Below are 24381 nucleotides of genomic sequence, written 5' to 3' on the forward strand. Positions count from 1 at the left end.
GGGTCGCAGGGTCCGGTTGGACCCGATGCACGAGAAAGCCCCGCGGCGACGCGGGGCTTTTTTTTTGCCTTGGGGATTGTGGGGGGTGGCTTCGGATGCTTCTGAAAACGCCAGCAGCCATGTCCAGGCGGCGAGCGCGGCCACGTCAGTCGCCTGCGTAGCCCGCCTCGCGTTGCGCCCGGATCGCCAGCACCAGCGCGGTGTCGAGCACCGGCAGGTAGCGGTACAACGCCACGTCGCCCCGCGAATCCTGGCCGATCAGCAGTTCGCGGCGGCCGTCGCCGGCAGGGCGGCCGATCAGTGGATTGTCTTCAAGCACATCGAGTGCGCTGATGATCGGGTCGCCGCGCGCTCCGGCGTCTTCGACCTCGTGCTGGTGCAGGTGATCGACGATGCGGCCCAGGTCGTCGAACACGGCAGGCACCAAACGGACACGCGCCACCTCAGCGTGCCCGCTTCCTGGCCGCAGGTCGCTTCACGCGCTTGCCCGCCAGGCGCTCCTTAAGCCAGGTCCGCGCGTCTTCCCACGCGATGCTTTCACCGGTGTCCAGGAACTGCGCATAGCGCTGCTCGGCCAATGCGTGGAAGTCGGCGCGCCGTTCGGCCAGTTCCGCCTTCTCGGCGATCGCTTCCAGGATGAAGTTGTGCGACGTGGTACCAGCCGCCTCCGCCGCCTTGGCAACGCGGGCCTTCAGTTCGTCCGGCAGGCGGATGGTCGTGGTGCTCATGCGGGACTCCCGGCAATGGGGCTCAACGCAAAGCAGCACAGATGTGACACAAGGGCGCGCAGCGTCATATCGACTCTGTCCACCTGCGCTCTCAAGCGACCTTCCGCCCACTGATGCTGTAGACCATCGGCACGTCATTCCCCAGATGCTCCAGATGGAACCGGCCAGGCGTCCGCTCCACCATGCCCTTGAAACAGTTGTAGGGACTGAAGGGAAACTCGCTGACCCGATCGATCCTGATGCCCACGCCCAGCAAGGCATTGATCACGCTGGACATCGGGTGGGCCCAGGTGGCCAGCTCGGCCACCGCATCCGCCCCGTTCTCGGTGTAGGTGCCTTCCTCGCCCACGTCAGGCTCCGACCGGGTGAAGTACGAGAAGCCGGCCAGCAGATCATGGATCGGGTGGAACTCGACCATGTAGAACCTGCCGCCCGGGGCGAGGTTCGACGCCACGACATCGGCCCAACGGTCCAGGTCCGGGAGCCAGCAGATCGCCCCATACGAGGTGAACACGATATCGAAGGATTCGGGGGACGGGGCGGCGTACCCGTAGACGTCCGCGCATACGAAACTGGCCGACAGCCCGGCCTGCCCGGCCAGTGCCCGCGCCTGCTGGATCGCGACGGGGGATATGTCGACACCCGTACAGAGGGCGCCCTGCCGGGCCCACGACAGCGTATCCAGCCCGAAATGGCATTGCAGGTGAAGCAGCCTTTTACCCGCGACATCCTGCAGCCCGGCCAGCTCGATTTCCCGGAGCGACGACGCGCCCGCCATGAAGCCGTCCACGTCGTAGAACCCGGACTCGACGTGGACCGCCGTCCGGCGGTCCCAGCCGATGCGGTTCATCTCGAAGTACTGCGCTTCGGACTTTTTCATGTCATGGCCGCCTGGTGTCAACGACACGCTCTATCCAGGGCGATCCTTGAAGCATGCACCACCCGGACGGCGCTATCGGAATTCGCATTCGCGGCTCTGCGCAGTGTTCAGGCCGCGACCCGCGCCATGACATGCACGTCCACGTACTGTCCGTTGCGGAACGCATACCGGCGGCACGTGCCCTCGATCGTGAAGCCGTGCTTCTCGTACAGGCGAATCGCCGCCGCATTGTCCGTATAGACCTCCAGCTCGATCCGCGACACGTTCATCCACTTCTCGCACAGCTCAATGGCGGCCGCCACCAGCGCGGAGCCGACGCCCGTGCCCTGCGCGGCCGCCTTCACCCCCATGCCGAAGGTCGCGACGTGGCGTCGACGGGGGGATTGATGGACCTCGACGCCAATCTGGCCCACGACCTCGTCCCCGCGGAGGGCCACCAGGCAGGCCGTGCCCGGCTGGCTGCAATCCAGCTTCCGGTCCCAGGCGGCCACGGGCTGGAACGGCAGCTGGAGCGTGTCCGCGTAGGCATGGGGCTCCGCGTACAGCGCGTGCACCTGCGCGATGTCCGCCGGTTCCAGGTGCCTGATGGTGATCGACTGCGTGGACATGGATGGGCCTCTGACACTTGGGTTACGCCGCGCCGCGAAGCGACGCTGGCTTGAACGAACGCTCAGGCCGCCGGCCCGTAAGCCTTTCTGAACACCGCGCGTGCCAACAGGCCTCCGAGCCACGCCTGCAGCGGCAGGGTCAACATCACCATCGCTTTGAACCACAGCGGTTGCGGCGACAGGTAGCCGAGCACCGCCGGAAGATCGATGGCGATCATCACGATCAGGAACAGTCCCATGTGGAGCCATAGCCGGTGCCGGGCCACGCCTGCCGCGACGAAGCTCCCGAGGATGCCTGCGACCACGGTCAGGCCCAGCATGGCGAGCCGGTCCGGGTCGTTCGAAAGATCAGTGCCGTACAGGCGCGGCAAGAGGACGCCCACACCCTTGTGGAACATGACGATGGCCGCCACGCCCAGTGGCAGCGAGATCAGGGTTCTGAGCCAGGGCACTGCACGATGCATGACTGCGACTCCTGCGGCGTTGCCGGTGAATTTACCCCGAGCGTCGAACGGATGCCGGCTTGATTGACCGGCTACGCATCAATCGGGCCATGCCTCAAGGTGTGTTCCGGGACCACGTGACGGCCGCAATCTTCCACCCGGTTCCAGTCTGGACCAGGAGCCAATACTCGCGGCCGGTGTTGATCGCTTCCCCATTACGCAGGAACTCGAAATTGAAGGCGACTGAAGCCACCATGCCATCAGTGTCGATCGTTACGCCGGAGAACGTTTCTTCAATCTCGGATGGGCTGTTGACGATGCCATCGATGAATGCCTCCGGGGTGTCTTCCGGACGGTATGAAACCCTCCTTGCCCCCGGATCGGACTGGAGTTCGGCAGCATGTCGCTCAGTCGAAGTGGCGGCCTGCCAGGTCACCCGGTTGTGCAGGAACGTCTCAAGAAACTTCTCCTTGTCTTTCTCGATGATCGACGCCCGAAACTGCTCGACGACATCTTCAATTGCGGTGCGATCACTGTTCGGTTCCGCGGCGAGCGTCGCGAGCGGAACTGCGAGAAGCAGCGAGAACAGCGGCATGAGTCGCATGAGGCTCTCCATTGATGCCTGACGCCCACTACACCCCGGACCCGGGGCGGTTTGCGGAGTATGCATCACCCGCCGGGTGCCAGCGGAGCCCACGTTCGCCCCCTGTCCCGGCGTCCGGCTGGGCGCCGTCACCCTTCGGCGGCGTCGCGCTCGATAAGCTGGATCGTGCCGTCCTCGATCAACCACAGGCTGCCTTTCGGCACCGTCGACACGTACATGGGCTTTTGCGCCCACAGGCTCCAGAACACATGGGCTTCCGTCGGGATCGGATCCAACAGGTGGGTGATCATGAGAAACGCCAAACTGTGTTCTGCAACTTCATTCTTCTGCAGCGCAATGCAGGTGCGGGTGAAACCCCGCTGGCTGACGACGGTGGTGCCGTCCACGTCGAACCGGTACGTGCCTCCGATCGGCACGGCATGCGGATCCGTGGTGCCGGGCAGCAGATAGACCACCCAGTGCGGTCCTGCAGGCGAACCCGGCGGCAGCACGACACTGTTGTAGGTGCGCGTGCAGGGCTCGAAACCGCTCGCCAGCGCCGCCGATCGCGCGCGGGCCGCCGCCTGCTCATGCGGTGACAGTGGCGTGGGCGCGTCCAGCGCCTCCAGCGGACCGGCGACCCCATTCGCCGATACGGTCACGCGGTAGAGCGCCGACGGCGTGTCGTCGATGAAGGTCACGACGATCCCGCCGTCCTGCTCTTCGGTGATCCAACCGTCGAGTCGCCCGTCGCTTCGGAAGGCGCGGTCAGCGAGGGCCACGTCGGTCGCAACGGTCGCCGCCTGGTCGTGGCGATAGATCACCCGGCCCGTCGCTTCCGCCGTGCGAAGGGCCGCGGCCTCCTGCGCTTCGGGCAGCGCCCCGGGCATCCCCGTATCGGTTGCGGCGGCGGGCGCGCTGGCCATGAGCGCGGCAAGCAGGATGAAACGGACCATGTGGACTCCGGTCAGGTGGACAGGCGGGGCGCGCCCCACCCCAGGCTCCGGGGCGCTGGCCGAGTATGCGCGAAGCGCACCGTCAAAGAATCGCGCCCTGGGTTGCGCCGTGGTCGGTGGTCCTGTCGTACTCACGTTCAAGCTCGGCCTGCTGCGCGACGATCTCGCTACCGCGCGCGTTCAACTGCTCGACAAGCGGTGCGCAGCCCGCATCGCCGCTCAAGGCGCCCAGCTCCCGTTCCAGCTCGTCGGCGGCCGCCAACGCAAACGCGTGGTGGCCCAGTTCATGCCGCTCCAGCGCATTGCGGTATGTCGTCCAGCGTTCAACGAGCCCTGCGTCGACCCGAGGCGCCGGGCGCCAGATCGGCAGCATTATCGTCGCGGTGACGGTTGTGCTGAAGTCAACGATCTCGCAGCTCGCGCCATCGGTCGCGGTCCTGTAACTCCAGCTCACGTGCCACTCCGTGTAGCCGTGGTACCGCACGGCGTCCTGGCCGACCGGACCGCGCGTGGCAAGCCCTTCCCTCAGCTCGGCAAGCGACGCTCCGTCGACTTCGTAGAGCTCCACCTCGGGCTTGGGTGCGGATATCGCTGCCAACACCGCCCCGAAGGGCACCGCGAGGAGCAGCAGAAGGATTACAGGTTTCACGACACCCCCTTTCAGGGCCGGTTGTCCAGGGAACCAAGCGCCGCCGCGATGCGGCGTCGACCTGGGTGATCGACCAGGCCCTGCGGTGCCGCGGGCCATGTGTAACGCCTTCCAGTTCCGTCCTACTGGGGGGTCACTTCCATCCTTACGGTTGAATGCTCCGCGGCATACGCAATGATCTCGTCCGCGGACATTCCCGCGACCACGTCCTTGATGCGGCCGATGGACGGAGACTGCAGGTCGGGGTTGCCGGCGACTTCATGGGCGCTGTTGACGCCGATCATGTTGATGGAAAGCATGGCCAGCATGAGCTGCAATTGCTTTTGCTGCGGCAGCCGTGCGTGCATGGCCTTGTAGGAGGCCTCCGCGGTCGCCGTCGTCGTCGCATCGATGCGCGGCACCGACGGGCTCGATCCGGATGACGCACAGCTGGCCAGGAGCACGGCCATGAACACGGCGGCAAGGCTTTTCTTCAGCATCGACGATGTCCCCCTTTGAAACGTGATCTCGAACGCACCCCTCCCCGGGGTCGTGTCCGGATTATGCACGAGCGGCGCGGGCTGTCCGCCGCGCCCTCTGGGCATTCGTCAACGCCGCCCGCGGCTTGATCGACTGCCGGGTTCCGGCCTTGAGCGTCCGGCGCCCAACCCGCAACTCGTGGACGAGTGCCGGCAGTTTACTCCCGGCAATGGTTCTCCCCTCGAACTTCATCGGAACCTCCTTGAGGCTTCCCCGCCAAATGCCAATGAAACCAGTCAGCCTGCTATCGGAACAGATGCCCCTGGATGTCGACGAAAGCCCGGCGGATCACTTCCACGCTGCCCAGGACCCGTTTGGCATCGTTCACGCCGCCGTAGCGAATACGCAGGAAGTCCGCGACCTTGTTGCTGGCCAGCTCCCCGATGCCGTTTCGCTCGTAATTGCCCAGCACGTACTCCAGGAACGACTTCATCTCCCGCTCGTATCCGCCCAGGCCATTGGACAGTGCGCAGCGGACCCGCTGTGAGCGGGCCAGGGGTGCCAGCGTGAAGCGCACGTAGGCCAGCACGTCGAAAATGTCGCTGTTGGGCGCATCGATCAGGCGACGCATGTCGTCCAGCCGCTCGCTGTCGTAGCCGCGGTCCGTCAGCTGCTGGATGAAGGCCTCCCGCCGGTCGGGATCGCTCCAGATCGCCCGCAGCTCGTCCTCGTGGGTCAACAGCGCATCGAGGTCGCCAAACAGCTGTTCCATGAACTCTTGGGCGCTGATCTGGCGACCGTCATGCCAGTAGGTCGTGGCGGACACGTAGCGGATGCTGCGCTCCTTGCCGTCGGCCAGCTTCACCACGACACGCTCGGGCGGTGGCGGCTCATCAACGTGCGGCGGGCCGTCAGGCGGGTCAAAGGGCCCGTCGTGGTCCCGATCCTTGCGCGATGGCCGTGTGTCCTCTGGCGGCAGTGGCTCGCCGTCCCATTCGGGGTCGTTGAAGTGCTCGTAGGCCTTCACGAAGTCGTAGATCGTGAAGTAATCCTTGCCGTCGAAGGTGCGGGTTCCGCGACCGATGATCTGCTTGAACTCGATCATCGACCTGATCGGCCGCAGCAGCACGATGTTGCGGATGTTCAGCGCATCGACGCCGGTGGACAGCTTCTGCGAGGTCGTCAAGATGGTCGGCAACGTCTTCTCGTTGTCCTGGAACTCGCGCAGGTGGCGCTCGCCCAGCTCGCCGTCGTCGGCGGTCACGCGTTTGCAGTAGTGCGGGTCCGGGTTGTCCTTGATCTGGTTGATGAAGTCGCGCACGCGCGCGGCGTGATCCTGGGTCGCACAGAACACCAGGGTCTTCTGGCGCTGGTCGATCTGGTCCATGAACTCCTGCACCCGGCTCTGCTCGCGCTGGTCGATGATCAGCCGGGTATTGAAGTCCGCCTCCGTGTACGTCCTGTCCCGGTCGATCTCGCCGGCCAGCACCACGTCGCCATCCGTGAATGTGTACTCGTCCAGCGTCGAAGCCATCTGCCTGACCTTGAACGGGGTCAGGAAGCCGTCGCCGATGCCCTCTTTCAAGGCATAGGTATAGACCGGCTCGCCGAAGTAGGCGTAGGTATCGGCATTGACGTCGCGCTTGGGCGTGGCGGTCAGGCCCAGCTGTACGGCAGGCTTGAAGTACTCGAGGATCCCTCGCCAGGTGCTCTCGTCGCGCGCGCCGCCACGGTGGCATTCATCGATCACGATGAAGTCGAAGAAGTCCGGCTCGTAGCCCTCGAAGGTGAACTGCGGCTCGTCCGGAGCGCCGCCACCGGTCATGAAGGTCTGGAAGATGGTGAAGAAGACGCTGGCATTGCGGGGAATGCCGCCACGCTTCCGGATTTCCTCCGGCCGGATGCGGCACAGCGCATCCGACGGGAAGGCGCTGAAGGCATTGAAGGCCTGGTCGGCCAGGATGTTGCGGTCGGCGAGGAAGAGGATGCGTGGCCGGCGGACCGGGTCACGGCTCAGGTTCCACTTCGAATGGAACAGCTTCCAGACGATCTGGAAGGCAATCGAGGTCTTGCCGGTGCCGGTGGCCAAGGTCAGCAGGACGCGATTCCGGTCCTTTGCGATGGCCTCCAGCACGGCGGTGATGGCGTTGTGCTGGTAATAGCGCGGCTGCCACCTGCCGCCGCCGGTTTCGAAGGGCACCGTACCAAAGCGCTCTCGCCAGTCGTTGCCGTCCGGAAAGCAACGCAACCACAATTGCTCCGGCGTCGGGAACGGCAAGGCAATGTCGCCTTCCGCGCCGGTGTGCATGTCGATGCCGTACCAGCCGATACCGTTGGTCGCATAGGCGAAACGTGCCTTGAGGCGGTCCGCGTAGTCCTTGGCCTGGCCGACCCCGGTCGTATGGCCCAGACCGGCCTTCTTGGCCTCGATCACCGCCAGCTTGCGGCCGCGGTAACTCAGCACGTAATCCGCCGACAGCCCGGTGCCACGCTGTCCACCTGCCAGGATGCGGCCGGGGCAGATCAGCTCCCGGTGTACCTGCGCGCCGTCCGCCACGCCCCAGCCCGCGTCGCGCAGCACCGGGTCGATACGGTTGGCACGGGTGTCGGCCTCGGTCTCGATCATGTTCATGAATGTACCCGCCCCTGCAGCTGCCAGCCATCGGATGCCCGGCCTGACTTTCTTGCAAATTGTGTCAACCAGACCCCATACTCGCCGCAAGTGGGTTGGGGGTTCCCGGCCGGCGTCATGGCCTCGGTGCGATCACCGGGGCCTTTCGCTTTCTGGGGCCGGGTGAATCTTCAACCCCCATCCATCAAACCCGGTTCCGACCTGTTTGCGGCCGCCACTGCAGAAGAACTTGCGCGTCAGCACCTCGAAAGCGCGATTGACCTGCCCCGGCCTGGTCACCGACAGCCCGATTGGGCGGGCCACCAGATCGGCAAACTGCAGGCCCGTCGAGTTGGTCTTCTTGTCGGCGAACACCACCTCGAAGGGCAAGGGACTGCCGAACCGGTTCTCGCCCGCGCATATGCGACGGAACTCGAGTTCGAGCTCGGCGTCTTCCTTCCTGCCCCTGCATTCAACCACCACGTGCGTCGGCAGGTCATCCTGACCCTTCTCTTGCATCAACTCGTACAGGGTCTCTAGGCAGAATCCGAGGGCGAGGTGGTACGGGTTTTCACTGCGCTCACGCAGCCGCATCTTGTCAATGACCGAGGCAATCAGAATGAAGTTGTTGGCTTCGATGATGCCCGTCAGTTCATCAAGGAATGCCTCTTTGTGCGGACGACTGGAGAAGCGGAAGCTGCCACGTTCCTTGCGGATGTCGGTTTCGTGCAACACGACCACGTCATGTCCGAAGTGCTTGAACTTGAAGCTTTCCAGAGCCGGCACCACGCGTGTGGCGTAGTGGTTCTTGTGGAAAACGCAGAACGCCAGCACAAACACCGGGTACTGCGGATCGATGCTTTCCAGACTGTGGTCGCCGCTTTCGTCCACGTAGACCACATGCTGGCTGTACTGCTTGCCCGGCACCATCGGCGCCGCCTCGCCCACATGCTGGGGCACATGATCCCCGAACAGCGGGATCTGCCCCGCTGCATCGGGTGAATACGCGTCGTCAGTCGGCGATTTCGACTTGGCCATCCGTGATGCAACTCCTACGAAGGTACGCGTAGCACCGGACCAATGCGGTAGGTGCGGGTGTCGGCTTCCGTTTCGGACATGCCGGCAACCGTATCAGCTCAGTTGGCCGGAGAAGGCGGCGCGCAGTAGAGATCGGCGGAGGGCGTCAATGTCGGCGAGCTTGTCAACGCAAAGAGATTCGAGGCGTTGAGTCTCGTCGCGGATTGCTCTCAAACGGTCGACAATCCTTGCTTGCTCATTCCTATCCGGATATGAAATGAGCAACTGCGAAAGCGTCCTTTGATTCAGGCTCTTGATGTTTGTGCCGATTCCGCCCTCCACCATCTTCCTGCGGACAGCGCTCGATTTGACGAAGTGTCCGAGATAATCAGGCAAGAGCTCTTCGTTGTGAAGTCGAGCCCGGATAGTGAATCCTGAATGCGCCGTATCCTGACTCATTCCTTCAACTACGAGAGAGCGGCCGACTAGTTGGGGGTTCCCATTTGAACGAACAAATACGATGTCGCCTCTGCGCAAGGACTCGCCCGCATCGGGCTTGCCGTCGATAGTTACTTGATCAAGCCCCGTATCCGGCGCGTGGAAGTAGTTCTTGAAATCCTTCACACCAAGCACGCGAACCTGCTTGCCATTGCTTGCCTTCGTGAAGTTGATTCCGTTACGGAGTTCCGCAAGATCGCCGAGTGACTTTGTGCGCCATGTCTTCTCACGACCAGAGAGCGCGATGTCAACGTGCCTGGCAAAGACTGTCTTCGCATCTGCAAGATTGGCTTCGGCATTGGTGCGGGCGCGGTCGAGGGCGGCGAAGGCCTGATCCAGCTTCGCGACGATGCGCTTCTGTTCATCCAGCGGCGGAAGCGAAATCCTCAGTTCGTAAACGTCATTCCTGTTGATGCCCGGTTTCACTCCTTTCGCCAAGGACGGCAGATCGAGCAGACGAAGCAAATGCTCCAGGAAAACGAAATCGATCCTTTCTGCATCATGCTCCGTGTAGTACGTGACGTCCAAAGGCCAGAGCGGGCCCACTGCTCTGGTCACTTCGCCCGCCGACCCCTTTCTGCCGACCACCAAAGTGGGACCGGAAGTCAGTGACACTTCTGCGTAGTCCTTGACTCCATTGGCGCCGTAAACAGGCACCGAGCCATCCGCTCCGCGCATCGCGCCATCGAGCGCTTTTCCATAGTGCAGGGTCAGTACGTCCCCGAGTGGAATCTGCTCCCACTCGCTCACAACATCCCCCTCACCTGCTTCAGCAGCTGCGCTGTCTCCGCATCCCGCGCCAGCATGTCGTCGATGATCTGCCGTGGCGTTCGCTGCGGCGCTGCTTCCGGGGCGTGCGGGTTCTTCACCGAGAGGTCGCAGGTGGCCGCATCCACGTCGGCGACGTCGACAGTCCAGCTCTTCTCGCCGCCGGCCCTCCTCTTCTGCAAGGCGACGAACTCGGTCAGGTCGGCATCGTTGAGGGGATTGGTCTTGCCCAGCGATCGGCCGGGGTCGAGCTGGTAGTACCAGACGTTGCGCGTCGGGGTGCCCTTGTCGAAGAACAGCACCACGGTCTTCACGCCGGCACCCTGGAAGGTGCCGGACGGGCAGTCCAGCACGGTGTGCAGGTTGCAGTTGGCCAGCAGTTCGCGGCGCAGCTCGACGCTGGCGTTGTCGGTATTGCTGAGGAAAGTGTTCTTGATCACCACCGCGCCGCGACCGCCGGCCTTGAGCTTGCGGATGAAGTGCTGCAGGAACAGGTAGGCCGTCTCCGAACTGCGGATCGGGAAGTTGTGCTGTACCTCCTGCCGCTCGCCACCGCCGAACGGTGGATTGGCCAGCACGATGTCATGGCGGTCGCTCTGCCGGATGTCCATGACGTTCTCGGACAGCGTGTTGGCATGGCGGATGTTGGGCGCATCGATCCCATGCAGGATCATGTTCATCACACCCAGCACGTAGGCCAGCGACTTCTTCTCCTGCCCGTAAAAGGTCCTGCGCTGGAGGGTGTCCCAGTCCTTCGCGGACAGATCGTCGCGGCGCAGGTGCTCCCAGGCTTCGCACAGGAAGCCGGCGCTCCCGCAGGCGCCGTCATAGATCGTCTCGCCAATCTGGGGCTGGATCACCTGGATCATCGCGCGGATCAGCGGGCGCGGGGTGTAGTACTCACCGCCGTTGCGCCCGGCATTGCCCATGCGCTTGATGCGGGTTTCGTACAGGTCGGACAGTTCGTGCTTGGCCTCGGAGCTGCCGAAGCTTAGCGTGTCGACGATCTGCAGCACGTCGCGCAGGGTGTAACCGGAGCGGAAGCGATTGGCGACCTCGGAGAAGATCTCGCCGATCTTGTACTGCAGGCTGTCGGCATCGACGCTGCTGTCTTTGAACGACTTAAGGTGCGGGACCAGCTTGCCGTTGACGAACTCGATCAGGTCGCTGCCGGTGCGGGCATTGGGGTCGGGATTGCCGTCTGCCACCTTCGGCGCCGCCCAGTCCTGCCAGCGGTAAGGTTTGGTCAGGATGGCATCGTAGGTCTTGCCCTCGAGCGCGGCTTCATCAGCCCACTCATGCTCCATGTCATCCAGGTACTTCAGGAACAGCAGCCACGAGGTCTGCTCGGCGTAGTCCAGCTCGGACGCCAGGCCCTCGTCGTTGCGCATGGCCTTGTCGATGGCGTTGAAGGCCTGGCTGTAGGGGTTGCTGTAGGGGTTGCCGTCGCCGTTGCGAGCCCTGGCAGGCTTGGTTGCCTCACCACGGGCCGGCCGTGCCACGTCAGCGGCAGCCGCTTGATCCGAGGGGTCGACGAGGGCCACCGAGCCGCCACGTCCGCGTCCCGGTAGGATCCGGCCCGCCTCGACCAGGTGATCCTTGACCCGCTGGTAGGTGCTCTCCTCCCAGCCCAGTACGTCGCGGAGCCGTTGGTTGCCGGCCTTTCCTTCCAGTGAAACGAGGGCTTCGACGAAGCGTTCAGCTTGTGATTCAAGAGACATGAGATCCGGTGCGTTGCTCTTCTGCTTCCCCAGTCCAGATGATCGCCCATCGCGGCGGGATCGCCTACTTCGGCAGGCTCAGACGCAGTTGCCTCCGGGGCCGGCGGGGCGCTCGCGAGGGCCGCGGGAGCCGTTCGGTCGGACGATGAGGCGTCCACGCACTCCCCGCCACGGCCCTCGCGATAGCGGTGCACCCTGCCTGCGAGGACCGCGCCGGTATTCACGCGCACGGTCCCAGCTCCGGCGGAGGGCGCCGCAACCCCGGCCGAGGGCCCCGCGGGCCTACTGACGGGCCCGGCCGGCCCGCTGGCATACCCCCGCTGCCGTCCGAGCGCACCAATCTGGTGCATGACACCCCCGCCGGGTGCCCTCGCACGGGCCGCCGCGGCCCTTTCGACCCCTGCCGGGGGAACTGCGCGCACCCCTCCCGGTGACCGCGCGGGCGTTCGCCGGCGTACGGGACCCCGCGCGCCATCTGTGCTTTCATCCGCGGGCCGGCCACGACGGCCGGCAAGGAAGCACGTTCATTCAAATGGAGACACGGAAGACATGGCACAGAACATTGCAAGCACGCACATGACCACCGAGCAGTGGAGCGCGGTGGATGAGGCGATCACCCAGCTCAACACGGCCCTGGAGCCGATCCTGGTCGCGCTGGCCACGGACCAGCGCAAGAGGCTGGTGAAGATGGGCGACGGATCCGAGGCCTTCGTCCGCAAGTCGCTGGACGTATTCGCGGAGAACCTCGACCTGCTGCCGCGCAACTTCGACCTGGAGGAAATGCGCCGCGACGTCGCCTCGCACGACGCCCTGCACACGCGGGCGGTGCGGCTGACCCAGACGATGGAGAAGATCCACCACACCGACACCGCGCTGGGCAGCGACGCGATGATGGCGGCCCTGCGCGGCTATCAGTTCCTGAAGTCAGCGCGGGGCGAGGGCGTGGATGCCCTGCGCCAGCTGCTGGGCGAACGCTTCGAAGGCAACGGCACGCGGCCGGACGCGCCGCCGTCGCCACCCCAGAAGCCTTCCCCGGTCGAGAACTGAAACCGGCCTCGCGCTGAAGCAAGCCCCGCGGCAACGCGGGGCTTTTTGGTCCGCCTCCCGACCACCCCGCCCCGGGCCGGGGGCCTTCGCGGCGAAATCAAGGAGGAGGCCGAAGGCCGGGGGACATTCGCCGCGAAGACCACCGGTTCGTGGCGGGACCCCACGATCGCAAGGAAGCCCACCCCGGGTCTGCGGCGCACCCCCACGGTCACGACGCATGCCCGCGCCCCGGCTCGCCATGCACCCGATAACGCGTGCCCAACGACGCCAGCCCCGAAACCCCGACCCGCTACACTCCGGCCTCGACACCTGGGGAGCGACGATGGCACCGGAAACGCCCGACACCACGACGACGGCCGCCGTGCCCGACCCGCATGCCGGCCTGCCCGTCGCCCGCAGCCAGTTCGGGCTGCTCAGGCAGCGGCGCTTCCTGCCCTTCTTCCTCGTGCAGGCGCTGGGCGCCTTCAACGACAACGTCTTCCGCCAGGCCATCATCGGCATGCTGTACTGGCTGGGCGCCAGCAGCGAGGACAAGGCGCTGTACGCCAGCCTGGCGCCGGCGGTGTTCATCCTCCCCTACTTCCTGTTCTCCGGCCTCGCCGGCCAGGTCGCCGAGAAGCTCGAAAAGCACCGGCTGATCCGCATCACCACCGCGATGGAGATCGCGATCATGTCGCTGGCAGCGGTGGGCTTCGGCTTGCAGAGCCTGCCGGTGCTGCTGGTCGCGCTGTTCTGCACCGGCGTGCAGTCGACCCTGTTCGGCCCGGTCAAGTACTCGATCCTGCCGGCCGTGCTGCGCCCCGAGGAACTCACCGGCGGCAACGGCCTGGTCGAGATGGGCACCTCGATGTCGATCCTGCTCGGCATGATCCTCGGCGGCCTGCTGTTCAAGCTGACCGGCGAGCTCGGCCCCTGGGCCGCGGGCGGCACGGTGATCGCGCTGGCGGTGCTCGGCAATGTCGTCAGCCGGCTGATCCCGCGCGTCGATGCCGGCGCGCCCGACCTCAACATCAACTGGAACCCGATCCCCGAATCCGTGCACATGCTGCGTCTGGCGCGGCGGCAGGTGGCGGTGCGCAATTCGGTGCTGGGCGTGTCGTGGTTCTGGTTCATCGGCACTGCGCTGACCTCGCAGCTGCCGGTCTATGCCGAAACCTGGCTGGGCGGCGGCGCGACGCTCTACATCTTCGCGCTGGCACTGTTCTCGGTTGGCACCGGCGCCGGCTCGCTGCTGTGCGAGAAGCTGTCCGGCCGCACCGTCGAGATCGGCCTGGTGCCGCTGGGCGCGTTCGGCATCAGCGCGTTCGTGCTCGACCTGTACTTCGCCCGCCACGCGCTGCCGGCGGCGACCGGGCTGGACGTGCTGGGCTTCCTGCGCAGCGCGGGCAGCTGGCGGATCGTGATGGACCTGACCGGTATCGGCGTGTTCGCCGGCTTCTTCGTGGTGCCGCTGTTCGCGCTGATCCAGAGCCGCACGCCGAAGCAGGAGCTGTCGCGGGTGTTCGCCGGCCTGAACATCCAGAACTCCGGCTTCATCGTCGCCGGTGCGCTGTTGCCGCTGGCGGCGCAGAAACTCCTGGGCTGGACGATCCCGCAGGTGTTCCTGGCGCTGGCGGTGCTCAACACCCTGGTGGCGGCGTGGATCTTCACGATCGTGCCCGAGTTCCTGATGCGCTTCCTCAGCTGGCTGCTGGTGCGCGTGCTGTACAAGCTGAAGGTGCGCGGCGTCGAACGGCACGTGCCGGACGAGGGTGCGGCGCTCATCACCTGCAACCACGTGAGCTACATGGACGCGCTGATCCTGTCGGCGAGCATCCCGCGGCCGGTGCGCTTCGTCATGTATTACCGGATCTTCAACATCCCGATCATGCGCTGGATCTTCAAGCACGCCAAGGCGATCCCGATCGCCAGCGCGAAGGAAGACCCCGAACTGCTGCGCCGCGCGATGGCGGAGATCGACGCGGCGCTGGCCGAGGGCGAACTGGTCGGCATCTTCCCCGAAGGCGCGCTGACGAAGGACGGCGAAATCGCGCCGTTCAAGAGCGGCGTCGAGCACATCCTCGAGCGCGCCGCGGCGCGTGGTCAGGACGTCCCGGTGGTGCCGATGGCACTGAAGGGCATGTGGTCGAGCATGTGGAGCCGGCGCGACACCCGTCTGGGCCGCATGCGCGTGCCGCGTCGCTTCCGCGCGCATGTCGAAGTGGTGGCGGATGCACCGCTGGACGGCGCGAGCGTCGATGCCGCGACGCTGGAAGCGCGGATCCGCGCGCTGCGGGGCGAGGACGCGTGAACGGAACACCGGACACCACCCCGACGCGACATGTTGCTACGATGACGGCGGGGACCGGCCCTGGCCGGCATTACATCGCACGTCACGTCAATTGAAAGGGGAATCCATGAGCACTCCGCCACCCGTCAACGCCCACGTCCCGAACCACCTGGTGTGGGCGATCCTGTCGACGATCCTGTGCTGCCTGCCGGCCGGCATCGTGTCGATCGTCTACGCCGCGCAGGTCAACGGCAAGCTGGCCGCGGGCGACATCGCCGGTGCGCAGGACGCGTCCAACAAGGCCAAGACCTGGGCGTGGGTCGCGTTCGGCGTGGGTATCGCGGGCGTCCTGATCTACGTCGGCCTGGTGGGCATGGGCATGATGTCCGGCGCGATGACCGGCAGCTACTGATCGAACGGCAACGGGCCGCGCCTTCGCTGCGGCCCGTTCGCCCCGCCCGCGTTGGCCGCCCGCCCGTCGATGTCCGCCCTGCCCGCCCGGTGGCTGCAAGCCCTGCCCACCCTGCTGCTGGCCCTGGGCGGACTGGTGGCCGTCGCCGTCCTGCTGCACGTCGACCCGAACGCCGCGGACAGCCCCTTGCCGGGGTGCCCGCTGACCTGGATGACCGGCCTGCTGTGCCCGGGATGCGGCAGCACCCGCGCCCTACATGCGCTGGTCCACGGCGACCTTGGGCATGCGATGGCGATGAATCCGCTCGCCGTGCTGCTGTCGCCGGTCCTCGTCCTGATGGCGCTCAATGCCGCCGGCTGGCAGCCGCCCGCGCTGGCCGGGCTGTGGCCCCGCCTCGCCGCGCCGCTGCCGTGGCTGGTGCTGCTGGTCGGCTATTGGATTGCCCGCAACCTGCCCTGGTGGCCCTTTACCTGGCTGGCGCCGGGCTGACCGCGTTCCCCACTGGAGCCTGACATGAGCGCACCGCACGGCGAGTACGTCCCGAACAACCTGGTCTGGGCCATCCTCACCACCCTGTTCTGCTGCATGCCGCTGGGCATCGTGTCGATCGTCTACGCCGCGAAGGTCGATGGCCTGCGTGCATCGGGGAATGTCGAAGCCGCGCGGGCCGCCTCGCGATCCGCGTGGAACTGGGCGCTCGCGTCCGCCATCATCATGCCGGTGCTGGTCCTGGCGTGGATGATGTTCATGGGGGGCCTCAGCCTATTGGGCGCCCTGTTCGGCACCCACTGACGCCGCACCCCGCCGGCCACCCGGGCCGGCCGCCCTCAGTTCACGTAGCCGGCGATCACGAACAGCGCGATCACCGCGAGCCAGGCCAGCAGGACGCGCCAGACGAGGCTCATCGCGTCGCGCAGTTCCGGGAAATCGCCCGTGAGCGCGGGGATGGCCGCCACGCTGCGGTTGCCGCCGGCTTCGGTCTCGTCGGGCTCGCCGGCGACCGCGTAGTCGCCCGCCTCTTCGGCCAGTTCGCTGCGGACGCTGGCCCGGCCGACCGCGCCGAGGAAGCGGGTATCGAAGGCCAGGCTGGCCCCGCCGTTCTCTTTCCAGGCCGCCAGGACGGTGTCGAAGTTGCCGACGATCGCCAGCGCGAGGCTCACCAGTTGCGCGACCGGCCATTCCAGTGCGGTCAGCAGGGTGCGCGCGCCCTGGACGGTACCGGCGGGCAGTTGCCGCGCGGCGTCGCCGTGGGCGGCAAGTGCGGTCAGGCGATACAGCAGCGCGCCGAACGGGCCGAGCAGCAGGAACCAGAACAGCACGCCGAACCAGCGGCGCACGCTGCTCTGGAACACCGCATCCACCAGCGGACCGCTGGCCAGCGAAGGGGGGCTGTCGTCCGGCCACAGGCGCTCCGCGGCGGCACGACGGCTGGCCGGATCCGGGGCCTGCACGACGGCGTCGACGTCCACGTCAAGGTCACGCGGGCCCCACGCATAGAACAGCACCGCGATGCCGAACAGCAGTCCGGCGAGGCCGAACATGGCGCCATCGACGGCGGCCTGGAAGATGGCGACCAGTAGCAGCGGCGGCGCGAGGGCGACCAGCACGCCCCAGGGGCCACGCCAGAAACTGCCTTCGTCGAAACGGCCGTCGAGCCAGCGCAGCCAGTCGGTGAACCAGCCGTGGCTGCGGACCGCATTCGCCAGTGAAGGGGCCAGGTGGCCCAGCACGAGCGCGACGACGGTGGCGATCAGGGTGACGGACATGGAACGCGGGCTCCGGCGCTGCGCGGGTGATGGCCTTGATTCTAGCCTGCACGCGCGACGGGTTCAGCCGCGTGAAGCCCCACCCGGTGTGCGCGCCCACCAGCGCTCGATCAGCCAGCGCGAGATCGACAGCGGCGGCGACAGCAGGACGCCCTCGCCGTCGTCGTCGAGGTCGCGCTGGCGGGCGGCGCCAATGGCTTCGCGGTCAAACCACGCGACCTGCTCCAGTTCGTCGCTGGGCTGCGGCTCGCCGCGGGCCTCGGCGTCGAAGCCGAGCATCAGTTGTCCCGGGAAGGGCCAGGGCTGGGAGGCCCGGTACTGGCAGCGCTCGACCCGCAGGCCGGTTTCCTCCAGCACTTCGCGGGCGACCGCCTGCTCCAGCGATTCGCCCGGCTCGACGAAGCCCGCGATCACCGACCAGCGCCGCGCCGGCCAGCTGGCCTGGCGGCCGAGCAGCAGGCGCTCGCCGTCGGCGACGGCGACGATGACCGCGGGATCGGTGCGCGGATGGTGGTCCAGACCGCAGCCCGGGCAGTGGCGTTGCCAGCCGCCACGCAGGATCTCGGTGCCGGTGCCACAGGCGCCGCAATGGCGATGGCGGAGGTGCCAGTGCTGGAGGGCGCGCGCCTCGGCGAAGACCGCGGCCTCGCGTTGCGGCCAGAGGGCGCCGGCGCTGCGCAGGTCCACCGTACGCGGGGCGACGAAGGCGGTGCGGGCGGCGTCGAGCGAGAACCAGGCCTGGCCGTCGTCGTCGAGGCCGAGGAAGGTGGAGACACCGCTGCCGCCGTTGCCGCCGCTGAGTTCGCGGCCGGTCGGCGCAGCGAGCATGCCGTCGTCATCGGCCAGCGCGCGGCCGTCGGCATCGAGCAGGACCACGCGCGCGTCGGCCCACAGGCGGTCGAGGGCGGCGCTGTCGGCGCGCAGGCGGTCGGCACGGTCGAGCGTGGCGCGCCCGTCGACGTCGGGGATGAAGGCGAACGGCGGGGTTCCGTCGTGGCCCATGGCGCGGCGGCCTCAGGCGGAGAACGAGGAGCCGCAGCCGCAGGTGGTCTTGGCGTTGGGGTTGCGGATCACGAACTGCGCGCCGTGCAGGCTCTCGGTGTAGTCCACTTCGGCGCCCATCAGGTATTGCAGGCTGAGCGGGTCGACCAGCAGGGTCACGCCGTCGGTCTGCACGGCGAGGTCGTCCTCGGCCTGGGCTTCGTCGAACTCGAAGCCGTACTGGAAGCCGGAGCAACCGCCGCCCTGGATGTAGACCCGCAGCTTCAGCGCGTCATTGCCTTCTTCGGCGATCAGTTCGCGTACCTTCGCCGCCGCGGCCGAGGTGAAGGCCAATGCCTGGCCGAGGGACTGGTAGTCCGGCGCAGCGGTGTCCTGGGCGGTGGGCAGCGGGGTGATATCCATGCGTGCAGGATGGGGGGCGAACGGGCGCCTTTCAAGCCACGGGCGGGCTCATCCCGGCTCAGGCGCGGCGCCGGTGTCCGCTTCGGCACCGGTCTCGGCATTGGGCGGGCTGCCGCGGGTGGCGTCGGCCCAGGTGAAGCCCTGTTCGAGCGCACGGCCCGATTCGGGTTGCAGTTGCACCCGCACCCGCACCGGTTCGAAACCCTCGGGCAGGAAGATGTCGTCCTCGACCTGCTGGAAATACTTGAACGAGTACGCAACGCCGGGCGCGCCCTCGTCCTGGCGCAACAGGGCCCAGGACAGGACCTCGCGCTTGCCGTCGCGGGTGCCTTCGATCGCGACCCGCAGCACGCCCCGGCTGACCGCGCCGCGGTTGAGGTTCTGGGTCAGCGTGGAGGTGAAGTGCCAGGCGGTGTCGCCCATGGGCTCGAAGCGGATCGCGTGCACGCTGAGGCCGCGGCGCTGGGCGGTGGCGCCGACCAGGCGCTCGTAGAACGCGACATCCGCGCGCAGGCCGGCGATCTCCTCGTCGCGCTCGGCGAGCGTGCGTTGCAGGTCGAGGTTGGCGTCGCGGCTGATCTGGTCCGAACGGCCGAGCGTGGCGACCTGCTGGGACAGGTCGTCGACCCGGGCCTCCAGGCCTTCGCGCGCGGTTTCACTGGCCTGGAGACGCGCCTGGACGTCCTCCCCGGCCGGGGCGACCACGCGCCACAGGCCCCAGGCGCCGAACGCCAGGGCCACCGCCATCACGCCGGCCAGGCCCCACGCCGCACGCCGCAGGCGGGGCGGCAGCGGGAACGGGGGCACCTGGGGTCCGGAAGACGCGCCGGCGTCGGGGCCGGCAGGGCCGGACGGTTCGGGCCGGTCGGGCGGTGGGGCATCCATGTCCCCGGTATAGGAGGCCGCACCGGGACCGTCAAGGCACCGGGGTCATGGGTCGCTGCGCCGGTTCAGCCAGTACCGTCGGGGCGGCATCGCCCCGCAGGCCGGGTTCAGGCGGCTTCGACCAGCGCCTCGCGCCCGCCCTCGACCACGTGCTCGGCCGGCAGGCTGTCCACGTGGATGAGGCGGCCGGTGAGGGTGGCGCCGGCACACATTTCAACCACCTTGTAGTGGATGTTGCCGCGCACCCGCGCCTTGGGCGCCAGCTCGACGCGCTCGGACGCGTGCACGTCGCCGGTCAGGCTGCCATTGAGGGCGACGATCGGCGCATGCACCTCGCCTTCGATGACGCCGCCCTCGGCGAGCGTCAGCATGGCCTTGCCCCCTTCGGTGGCGATCACCTTGCCGATGATCCGGCCCTCGACGTGCAGGCCGCCGCTGAACTCCAGGTCCCCGCGAATGACGACCTGCGGGCCGATGAGGGTATCGACGCTGCCGTCGAACTGTTCGGATTTCTTCTTCAACATGGTCAGGACTCCCCTTTCTTTTCGTGGACCGCGACGGCCGTGACGGCCGAATCCGCGGCACCGGGCGCGGCCTCCCCGGCCTGCCAGGCAATGGTCTGGTCCAGCGTCCGCTCGCCGGTATCGAGCCGGATCTTCACGTGCTGCGGGGTGAACCCCTCCGGGAGCATCACGCTGCCGCTCAGCTGCTGGAAATAGCGGAACGAATAGGCCTGCGCCGGCGCCGCCTCGCGCTGGTGGAGCCGGTTCCAGTCGATGCTGGCCAGCTTGCCGCCGTCGACGCCTTCGATCGAGAAACGCAGCGCCCCGCGGCTGACCGCGCCGCGGTTGAGGTTCTGCGTCAGCACCAGCTCGTAGCGCCAGGTGCCGCCGACCTCCCGCATGAACTGGGCGGAATGGACGTTAAGGCCCTTGCGCGGCGAGGTGGCACCGACCAGTCGCTCGTAGAACGCGACGTCCTCGCGCAGGCCGGCGATCTCGTCCTCGCGCTCGGCCAGGGTGCGCTGGACCTGCTTGTTGGCGTCGCGGGTGATGCCGTCGGAGGTTTCGAGGATCGCGACGCGCTGGCGCAGCCGGTCGAGCTCGTCGCGCTGCGCGCTGACCGTCTGGCGGGAGGACGCCAGTGCACCGCTGATCTCGGGCAGGCCCGGCGCGAACACGCTGCGGGACACCTGCCAGGCCGCGAACACGCTGCCCGCCCAGGCCAGCGCCAGCAGGACCTGCCACAGCCGGCGCCGGTCGGGGCCGTCGCGGACGATGCGGTAGCGCGGCGGTGGCGCGGGGTGGGGGACGTCGTTCATGCTGCGGTCGCGGACACCCGGGTCCGCGTCGGCCTTCTGGATATACTCGAAGGCCATTCTAGCGGGGTCGCGGCGATGACGGATGCGCACCTGTTCGCAATTGGCGTGGTGCTGGCCTGGCTGGCCGGCGTACGCGTCTACCTGACCGTGTTCGGGGTGGGGCTGGCCGGTGCGCTGGGCTGGCTGGACCTGCCGCAGGCCCTGCAGGCCACCGAGTCGCCCTGGGTGCTGGGCGTGTCCGGCGCGCTGGCGATCGCGGAGTTCTTCGCCGACAAGATCCCCGGCGTGGATTCGGGCTGGGACCTGCTGCATACCCTGCTGCGGGTCCCGGCCGGCGCGTTCCTCGCCGCCGCGACGCTGTCGCCCGACGGCGAACTGGGCACCGGCGCGATGGTGGCCGGCGCCGGCGTCGCGCTCGGCAGCCACCTGCTCAAGTCGGGCACGCGGGCCATGCTCAACACCTCGCCCGAGCCGGTGACCAACTGGACCGCCTCGGTGGGTGAGGACGTGGCGGTGGTGGGCCTGCTCGGGCTGGTGTTCGCCTACCCGTGGGTCACGCTGGGGCTGGTCGTGCTGATCAGCCTGGCGATCGGGCTCGTACTCTGGTGGGTGTGGCGCCGGCTGTTCCGCCGACAGCCGCGTCCCGCCTGAGGCCTCAGTCCTCCAGCTTCTGCGCGAGGTAGTTCGGCTCGCCGATGTGCTCGATCAGGGCGAGCTGGGTCTCGATCCAGTCGATGTGTTCCTCTTCCGAATCGAGGATGTCGGACAGCAGCTGGCGGCTCACGTAGTCCGAGGTCGACTCGCAGTAGGCGATGGCCTCGCGCAGCAGGGGCACGGCCTCGTTCTCCAGCGCGAGGTCGCACTCGAGGACCTCCTTCGGGGTCTCGCCGATCTTCAGCTTGCCGAGCGCCTGGAAGTTCGGCAGCCCCTCGAGGAACAGGATGCGATCCGACAGTTTGTCGGCGTGCTTCATCTCGTCGATGGACTCGTGGTACTCGTGGTCGGCGAGCTCCTTGAGCCCCCAGTTCTTCAGCATCTTGGCGTGCAGGAAGTACTGGTTGATCGCGGTCAGCTCGTTGTAGAGCGCCTTGTTGAGGTACTCGATGACCTTCTTGTCGCCTTTCATGGCGGTGCTCCGTATGGCGGCTATGGGAGCACTCTAGCGACTCGCGAAGCGGCATGACGAAACACGAATCGCCTGCGCCTGCGGACGCGAATCGTTGTCACGGAAGGGCGGCCCCGGGCGGGGCGACGGGCCTCAGGCGGCCTGCGAGAACAGCGGCAGCGGCATCTCGCGCGGGCGGTGCGAATCCAGCATCTGCGCGGCGATGTCCAGGCAGCTGCCGCAGTTGGCGCCTGCGCCGGTCCGCATGGTCAGTTCCGACACGCTCCCGCAACCGGCCTCGGCGGCCTGGCGGATGTCCTGGTCGGTGACCCCGTTGCAGATGCAGACGTACATGCGGTGGGCTGGGCCTGGCGGCGCAGCCGGACCGGCTGCAGGTTCATTCCACCACGAATGAGAATGATTGTCAATGTATCGCGGGGCGGGGGCGCCGGCCTGGCGCGCTGGCGTTCAGGCGGAGCCGCCGCGGCGGCTGCCGGCCCCGTCGTCGCGTGCGCCCTGGGGCCGCGGGCGGGGCCGGGTTCCCCGCCAGCTGCGGTCGCGATCGCGGCCCTGGCTGCGGCGCAGCACCTCCACCGGAGGCTCCTGCTGCACGCCCGGGATGCCTTGCGTGAACTGCGAGAGGTGCATCAGCGCACGCGCGTAGACGCCGCGCTTGAATACCACCACGTGCTCGGCCGGATACCAGTAATCGACCCAGCGCCAATGGTCGAACTCCGGCTTGTCGGTCAGGTCCAGCCGCAAGGCCGACTCTCCCCCCACCAGCCGGAGCAGGAACCACACCTGCTTCTGGCCGATGCAGACCAGCCGGTCATGGCGCCGGATCGCGCGCGGGGGCAGCCGGTAACGCAGCCAGCCGGGGGTCTCGCCAAGGAGTTCGACGTGCTCGGGCAGCAGGCCCGTCTCTTCCCGGAGCTCGCGGTACATCGCCTCGCGAGGGGTTTCGTCGCTGTTCATCCCGCCCTGCGGGAACTGCCAGCCATCACGATGGACCCGGCGCGCCCAGAACAGGCGGCCGTCGGGGTGCATCAGCACGATGCCGACATTGGGCCGGTAACCGTCCGGATCGATCACGATGCGGACTCCTGGATTCTTCGACTTGCGTCGCTGGTTCCGACTCTGCCATGCCCCCCGGACGGCCACAAGCCACCGCAAATGTCATTGACAGGGAAAGGGTATCCGGGGAAAATTCGCGGTTCACCCCGTGGCTATGTAGCTCAGCCGGTTAGAGCACAGCACTCATAATGCTGGGGTCGGTGGTTCGAGTCCACCCATAGCCACCATACGAAGAAGCCCCGCCATCGAGCGGGGCTTTTGCATTCCGGGGCCTGCCCGTCGCTCCTGAAGGAAACAATCCGAGTTCAGCAGCGCTCCTGATGGCAGCCCGTCGCAGCCACATTGTTGATCGACTCTGTGGCATTCCTTCTTGTTGCCTTGACGGTCCGTTGTTGCCTTGACGGTCCGCGCTCCGTCCGACGAACCATCAGGCGCCAATCAGACTTTCCGCCGGGATGCCCAGGTTCCGATGCAAGTTGCGGATCATCTCGATGGTGAGGCCGCGCTTGCGGTTCAGCACCTCATAGACTCGATTGGGCTGACCGATCGAGGGCACGAGGTCCTTCACCGTCAATCCGCCCTGCTCCATGCGAAAACGGATTGCCTCGATGGGATCAGGAGCCCCTATCGGGAAGTGCTTGCCCTCGTAGGCCTCGACCAGGGTGGCAAGGACCTCGAAGCGATCGCCATCCTCGGTACCCGGCTCCGGCTCGTTGTCGAAGTACGCGGACAGCTCGCGCAGCGCGGCCTTGTAGTCGCCCTCGGTGCGGATGGGGTGAATGTTCATGGATCCTCCACGGTGGCGGCATCTATCCGGTCGTACTCGGCATGGGTGCCAATGAACTTGATGTATACGGCCTGGAACCGATAGGCGACCGCGACGATGAGTCGGTAGTCATTGCCCTTGATGTTGAACACCACTCGGTTCTTGCCGACAAAGCTGGCACTGGCGTAGCGATTCTTGATGTCTTGTGGCGTGGTCCAGGCAGCGTGCTTGGCTTCGTCGTACCAAGCCTTCAGGGGCTGTTCGGAGTCCGGATGGCGTTTCCAGAAGCCCCTCAAGGTGCTGATGGCGATTACCTTCATCGAACGCACCATAGTCCCAAATTGGGACCGTGACAACTGCCCAAGGATTCAAAGCCGATTCGCGGACTCGAATTGGCTCCCGCCATCCTTC

Annotated in this window: 29 protein-coding genes, 1 tRNA gene and 1 pseudogene; 7 read left to right on the forward strand and 24 right to left on the reverse strand. The window is 66.8% G+C overall.

Annotated features, from left to right (window positions below):
• Nucleotides 1-145 precede the first annotated feature (145 nt).
• From H4F99_RS00400 to H4F99_RS00460, 13 genes are all read right to left on the reverse strand, one after another.
• On the reverse strand, nt 146-415 hold the full coding sequence (locus H4F99_RS00400; protein WP_343064112.1) for a type II toxin-antitoxin system RelE/ParE family toxin: 270 nt from the start codon (nt 413-415) through the stop codon (nt 146-148).
• Nucleotides 416-443: 28 nt separating this feature from the next.
• On the reverse strand, nt 444-728 hold the full coding sequence (locus H4F99_RS00405) for a ribbon-helix-helix protein, CopG family (RefSeq protein WP_182667739.1): 285 nt from the start codon (nt 726-728) through the stop codon (nt 444-446).
• 91 nt (nt 729-819) lie between these two features.
• Nucleotides 820-1608, reverse strand: a complete 789-nt coding sequence (locus H4F99_RS00410) for a class I SAM-dependent methyltransferase (protein ID WP_182667740.1) — start codon at nt 1606-1608, stop codon at nt 820-822.
• A 107-nt stretch (nt 1609-1715) separates the two neighbouring features.
• On the reverse strand, nt 1716-2216 hold the full coding sequence (locus H4F99_RS00415; RefSeq protein WP_182667741.1) for a GNAT family N-acetyltransferase: 501 nt from the start codon (nt 2214-2216) through the stop codon (nt 1716-1718).
• 62 nt (nt 2217-2278) lie between these two features.
• On the reverse strand, nt 2279-2668 hold the full coding sequence (locus H4F99_RS00420) for a hypothetical protein (RefSeq protein WP_182667742.1): 390 nt from the start codon (nt 2666-2668) through the stop codon (nt 2279-2281).
• A 106-nt stretch (nt 2669-2774) separates the two neighbouring features.
• Nucleotides 2775-3263, reverse strand: coding sequence for a Rossmann-fold NAD(P)-binding domain-containing protein (locus H4F99_RS00425; protein WP_182667743.1), 489 nt, complete (start codon nt 3261-3263; stop codon nt 2775-2777).
• Between the two features lie 128 nt (nt 3264-3391).
• Nucleotides 3392-4237: a hypothetical protein gene (locus H4F99_RS00430; RefSeq protein WP_182667744.1), complete on the reverse strand. Its 846-nt coding sequence runs from the start codon at nt 4235-4237 to the stop codon at nt 3392-3394.
• Between the two features lie 43 nt (nt 4238-4280).
• Nucleotides 4281-4847, reverse strand: coding sequence for a DUF922 domain-containing protein (locus H4F99_RS00435; protein ID WP_182667745.1), 567 nt, complete (start codon nt 4845-4847; stop codon nt 4281-4283).
• A gap of 122 nt (nt 4848-4969) precedes the next feature.
• Nucleotides 4970-5431 carry a hypothetical protein gene (locus tag H4F99_RS00440; protein ID WP_182667746.1) on the reverse strand — a complete coding sequence of 154 codons (462 nt, stop codon included), beginning with the start codon at nt 5429-5431 and terminating at the stop codon, nt 4970-4972.
• 179 nt (nt 5432-5610) lie between these two features.
• Entirely contained in the window at nt 5611-7932 is a 2322-nt protein-coding gene (gene hsdR / locus H4F99_RS00445) for an EcoAI/FtnUII family type I restriction enzme subunit R (RefSeq protein ID WP_220480989.1), read from the reverse strand.
• A 138-nt stretch (nt 7933-8070) separates the two neighbouring features.
• On the reverse strand, nt 8071-8955 hold the full coding sequence (locus tag H4F99_RS00450) for a DUF3800 domain-containing protein (RefSeq protein WP_246371171.1): 885 nt from the start codon (nt 8953-8955) through the stop codon (nt 8071-8073).
• A gap of 93 nt (nt 8956-9048) precedes the next feature.
• Complete coding sequence (locus tag H4F99_RS14590) at nt 9049-10182, reverse strand: restriction endonuclease subunit S (RefSeq protein WP_182667748.1); 1134 nt, start codon at nt 10180-10182, stop codon at nt 9049-9051.
• Nucleotides 10179-11921 carry a class I SAM-dependent DNA methyltransferase gene (locus tag H4F99_RS00460; protein ID WP_246371172.1) on the reverse strand — a complete coding sequence of 581 codons (1743 nt, stop codon included), beginning with the start codon at nt 11919-11921 and terminating at the stop codon, nt 10179-10181. Before H4F99_RS00460 ends, H4F99_RS14590 begins: the two co-directional genes overlap by 4 nt.
• Nucleotides 11922-12470: 549 nt before the next feature.
• Here H4F99_RS00460 and H4F99_RS00465 point away from each other — a divergent pair.
• The 5 genes from H4F99_RS00465 to H4F99_RS00485 all read left to right on the forward strand — a co-directional run bounded on the left by H4F99_RS00465 (nt 12471) and on the right by H4F99_RS00485 (nt 16441).
• Nucleotides 12471-12968 carry a hypothetical protein gene (locus H4F99_RS00465; protein ID WP_246371173.1) on the forward strand — a complete coding sequence of 166 codons (498 nt, stop codon included), beginning with the start codon at nt 12471-12473 and terminating at the stop codon, nt 12966-12968.
• 322 nt (nt 12969-13290) lie between these two features.
• Nucleotides 13291-15258 (forward strand): MFS transporter, encoded by a 1968-nt coding sequence (locus H4F99_RS00470; RefSeq protein WP_182667749.1) that lies wholly within the window; start codon nt 13291-13293, stop codon nt 15256-15258.
• Between the two features lie 106 nt (nt 15259-15364).
• On the forward strand, nt 15365-15649 hold the full coding sequence (locus tag H4F99_RS00475) for a CD225/dispanin family protein (protein ID WP_182667750.1): 285 nt from the start codon (nt 15365-15367) through the stop codon (nt 15647-15649).
• A 69-nt stretch (nt 15650-15718) separates the two neighbouring features.
• Nucleotides 15719-16138 (forward strand): DUF2752 domain-containing protein, encoded by a 420-nt coding sequence (locus tag H4F99_RS00480; RefSeq protein WP_182667751.1) that lies wholly within the window; start codon nt 15719-15721, stop codon nt 16136-16138.
• Between the two features lie 24 nt (nt 16139-16162).
• Nucleotides 16163-16441 carry a CD225/dispanin family protein gene (locus tag H4F99_RS00485; protein ID WP_182667752.1) on the forward strand — a complete coding sequence of 93 codons (279 nt, stop codon included), beginning with the start codon at nt 16163-16165 and terminating at the stop codon, nt 16439-16441.
• A 35-nt stretch (nt 16442-16476) separates the two neighbouring features.
• Here the strand turns inward: H4F99_RS00485 and H4F99_RS00490 are convergent, their stop codons facing one another.
• The 6 genes from H4F99_RS00490 to H4F99_RS00515 form a co-directional block, all read right to left on the reverse strand.
• The gene (locus H4F99_RS00490) at nt 16477-17415 is read right to left on the reverse strand and encodes a hypothetical protein (protein WP_182667753.1); all 939 of its coding nucleotides are present in this window, start codon (nt 17413-17415) and stop codon (nt 16477-16479) included.
• A gap of 63 nt (nt 17416-17478) precedes the next feature.
• A complete protein-coding gene (gene nudC / locus H4F99_RS00495; protein WP_182667754.1) occupies nt 17479-18417 on the reverse strand; it encodes an NAD(+) diphosphatase in 939 nt (312 codons plus the stop codon).
• Nucleotides 18418-18429: 12 nt separating this feature from the next.
• The gene (erpA, locus tag H4F99_RS00500; protein WP_182667755.1) at nt 18430-18819 is read right to left on the reverse strand and encodes an iron-sulfur cluster insertion protein ErpA; all 390 of its coding nucleotides are present in this window, start codon (nt 18817-18819) and stop codon (nt 18430-18432) included.
• A 48-nt stretch (nt 18820-18867) separates the two neighbouring features.
• Nucleotides 18868-19626: a DUF6776 family protein gene (locus H4F99_RS00505; protein WP_182667756.1), complete on the reverse strand. Its 759-nt coding sequence runs from the start codon at nt 19624-19626 to the stop codon at nt 18868-18870.
• 185 nt (nt 19627-19811) lie between these two features.
• Entirely contained in the window at nt 19812-20228 is a 417-nt protein-coding gene (locus H4F99_RS00510; protein WP_182667757.1) for a bactofilin family protein, read from the reverse strand.
• Between the two features lie 2 nt (nt 20229-20230).
• Nucleotides 20231-21025 (reverse strand): DUF6776 family protein, encoded by a 795-nt coding sequence (locus H4F99_RS00515; RefSeq protein ID WP_425487983.1) that lies wholly within the window; start codon nt 21023-21025, stop codon nt 20231-20233.
• Nucleotides 21026-21100: 75 nt separating this feature from the next.
• Here H4F99_RS00515 and H4F99_RS00520 point away from each other — a divergent pair, with 75 nt between their 5' ends.
• On the forward strand, nt 21101-21676 hold the full coding sequence (locus tag H4F99_RS00520) for a DUF4126 domain-containing protein (protein WP_182667759.1): 576 nt from the start codon (nt 21101-21103) through the stop codon (nt 21674-21676).
• 4 nt (nt 21677-21680) lie between these two features.
• On the opposite strand, the gene bfr is transcribed toward H4F99_RS00520, so the two are convergent.
• From bfr to H4F99_RS00535, 3 genes and pseudogenes are all read right to left on the reverse strand, one after another.
• Nucleotides 21681-22151, reverse strand: coding sequence for a bacterioferritin (bfr, locus tag H4F99_RS00525; RefSeq protein ID WP_182667760.1), 471 nt, complete (start codon nt 22149-22151; stop codon nt 21681-21683).
• A 132-nt stretch (nt 22152-22283) separates the two neighbouring features.
• Complete coding sequence (locus tag H4F99_RS00530; protein ID WP_182667761.1) at nt 22284-22484, reverse strand: (2Fe-2S)-binding protein; 201 nt, start codon at nt 22482-22484, stop codon at nt 22284-22286.
• A gap of 284 nt (nt 22485-22768) precedes the next feature.
• Nucleotides 22769-23222 (reverse strand): annotated as a pseudogene (locus H4F99_RS00535) (RNA pyrophosphohydrolase); the annotation flags it as partial.
• A 132-nt stretch (nt 23223-23354) separates the two neighbouring features.
• Between H4F99_RS00535 and H4F99_RS00540 the strand changes: the two are divergent.
• Nucleotides 23355-23431, forward strand: a tRNA-Met gene (locus tag H4F99_RS00540).
• 200 nt (nt 23432-23631) lie between these two features.
• Here H4F99_RS00540 and H4F99_RS00545 read toward each other — a convergent pair.
• Nucleotides 23632-23991, reverse strand: coding sequence for a helix-turn-helix domain-containing protein (locus tag H4F99_RS00545; protein WP_182667763.1), 360 nt, complete (start codon nt 23989-23991; stop codon nt 23632-23634).
• Nucleotides 23988-24290, reverse strand: coding sequence for a type II toxin-antitoxin system HigB family toxin (locus H4F99_RS00550; RefSeq protein WP_182667764.1), 303 nt, complete (start codon nt 24288-24290; stop codon nt 23988-23990). The genes H4F99_RS00545 and H4F99_RS00550 overlap by 4 nt, the downstream gene beginning before the upstream one ends.
• Between the last annotated feature and the right edge of the window lie 91 nt (nt 24291-24381).

The organism is Marilutibacter penaei (genome assembly GCF_014145395.1).
GTDB classification, from domain to species: domain Bacteria; phylum Pseudomonadota; class Gammaproteobacteria; order Xanthomonadales; family Xanthomonadaceae; genus Marilutibacter; species Marilutibacter penaei.

Coding starts and splice junctions, on each gene's coding strand:
- H4F99_RS00465 (WP_246371173.1), top strand. CDS start 12,471: ATGGCACAGAACATTGCAAGCACGCACATGACCACCGAGCAGTGGAGC.
- bfr (WP_182667760.1), bottom strand. CDS start 22,151: ATGAAAGGCGACAAGAAGGTCATCGAGTACCTCAACAAGGCGCTCTAC.
- H4F99_RS00490 (WP_182667753.1), bottom strand. CDS start 17,415: ATGTCCGTCACCCTGATCGCCACCGTCGTCGCGCTCGTGCTGGGCCAC.
- H4F99_RS00405 (WP_182667739.1), bottom strand. CDS start 728: ATGAGCACCACGACCATCCGCCTGCCGGACGAACTGAAGGCCCGCGTT.
- erpA (WP_182667755.1), bottom strand. CDS start 18,819: ATGGATATCACCCCGCTGCCCACCGCCCAGGACACCGCTGCGCCGGAC.
- H4F99_RS00440 (WP_182667746.1), bottom strand. CDS start 5,431: ATGCCCAGAGGGCGCGGCGGACAGCCCGCGCCGCTCGTGCATAATCCG.
- H4F99_RS00485 (WP_182667752.1), top strand. CDS start 16,163: ATGAGCGCACCGCACGGCGAGTACGTCCCGAACAACCTGGTCTGGGCC.
- H4F99_RS00450 (WP_246371171.1), bottom strand. CDS start 8,955: ATGGCCAAGTCGAAATCGCCGACTGACGACGCGTATTCACCCGATGCA.
- H4F99_RS00470 (WP_182667749.1), top strand. CDS start 13,291: ATGGCACCGGAAACGCCCGACACCACGACGACGGCCGCCGTGCCCGAC.
- H4F99_RS00515 (WP_425487983.1), bottom strand. CDS start 21,025: ATGAACGACGTCCCCCACCCCGCGCCACCGCCGCGCTACCGCATCGTC.
- H4F99_RS00410 (WP_182667740.1), bottom strand. CDS start 1,608: ATGAAAAAGTCCGAAGCGCAGTACTTCGAGATGAACCGCATCGGCTGG.
- H4F99_RS00520 (WP_182667759.1), top strand. CDS start 21,101: ATGACGGATGCGCACCTGTTCGCAATTGGCGTGGTGCTGGCCTGGCTG.
- H4F99_RS00545 (WP_182667763.1), bottom strand. CDS start 23,991: ATGAACATTCACCCCATCCGCACCGAGGGCGACTACAAGGCCGCGCTG.
- H4F99_RS00475 (WP_182667750.1), top strand. CDS start 15,365: ATGAGCACTCCGCCACCCGTCAACGCCCACGTCCCGAACCACCTGGTG.
- H4F99_RS00510 (WP_182667757.1), bottom strand. CDS start 20,228: ATGTTGAAGAAGAAATCCGAACAGTTCGACGGCAGCGTCGATACCCTC.
- H4F99_RS00425 (WP_182667743.1), bottom strand. CDS start 3,263: ATGCGACTCATGCCGCTGTTCTCGCTGCTTCTCGCAGTTCCGCTCGCG.
- H4F99_RS00480 (WP_182667751.1), top strand. CDS start 15,719: ATGTCCGCCCTGCCCGCCCGGTGGCTGCAAGCCCTGCCCACCCTGCTG.
- nudC (WP_182667754.1), bottom strand. CDS start 18,417: ATGGGCCACGACGGAACCCCGCCGTTCGCCTTCATCCCCGACGTCGAC.
- H4F99_RS00460 (WP_246371172.1), bottom strand. CDS start 11,921: ATGTCTCTTGAATCACAAGCTGAACGCTTCGTCGAAGCCCTCGTTTCA.
- H4F99_RS00530 (WP_182667761.1), bottom strand. CDS start 22,484: ATGTACGTCTGCATCTGCAACGGGGTCACCGACCAGGACATCCGCCAG.
- H4F99_RS00415 (WP_182667741.1), bottom strand. CDS start 2,216: ATGTCCACGCAGTCGATCACCATCAGGCACCTGGAACCGGCGGACATC.
- hsdR (WP_220480989.1), bottom strand. CDS start 7,932: ATGATCGAGACCGAGGCCGACACCCGTGCCAACCGTATCGACCCGGTG.
- H4F99_RS00550 (WP_182667764.1), bottom strand. CDS start 24,290: ATGAAGGTAATCGCCATCAGCACCTTGAGGGGCTTCTGGAAACGCCAT.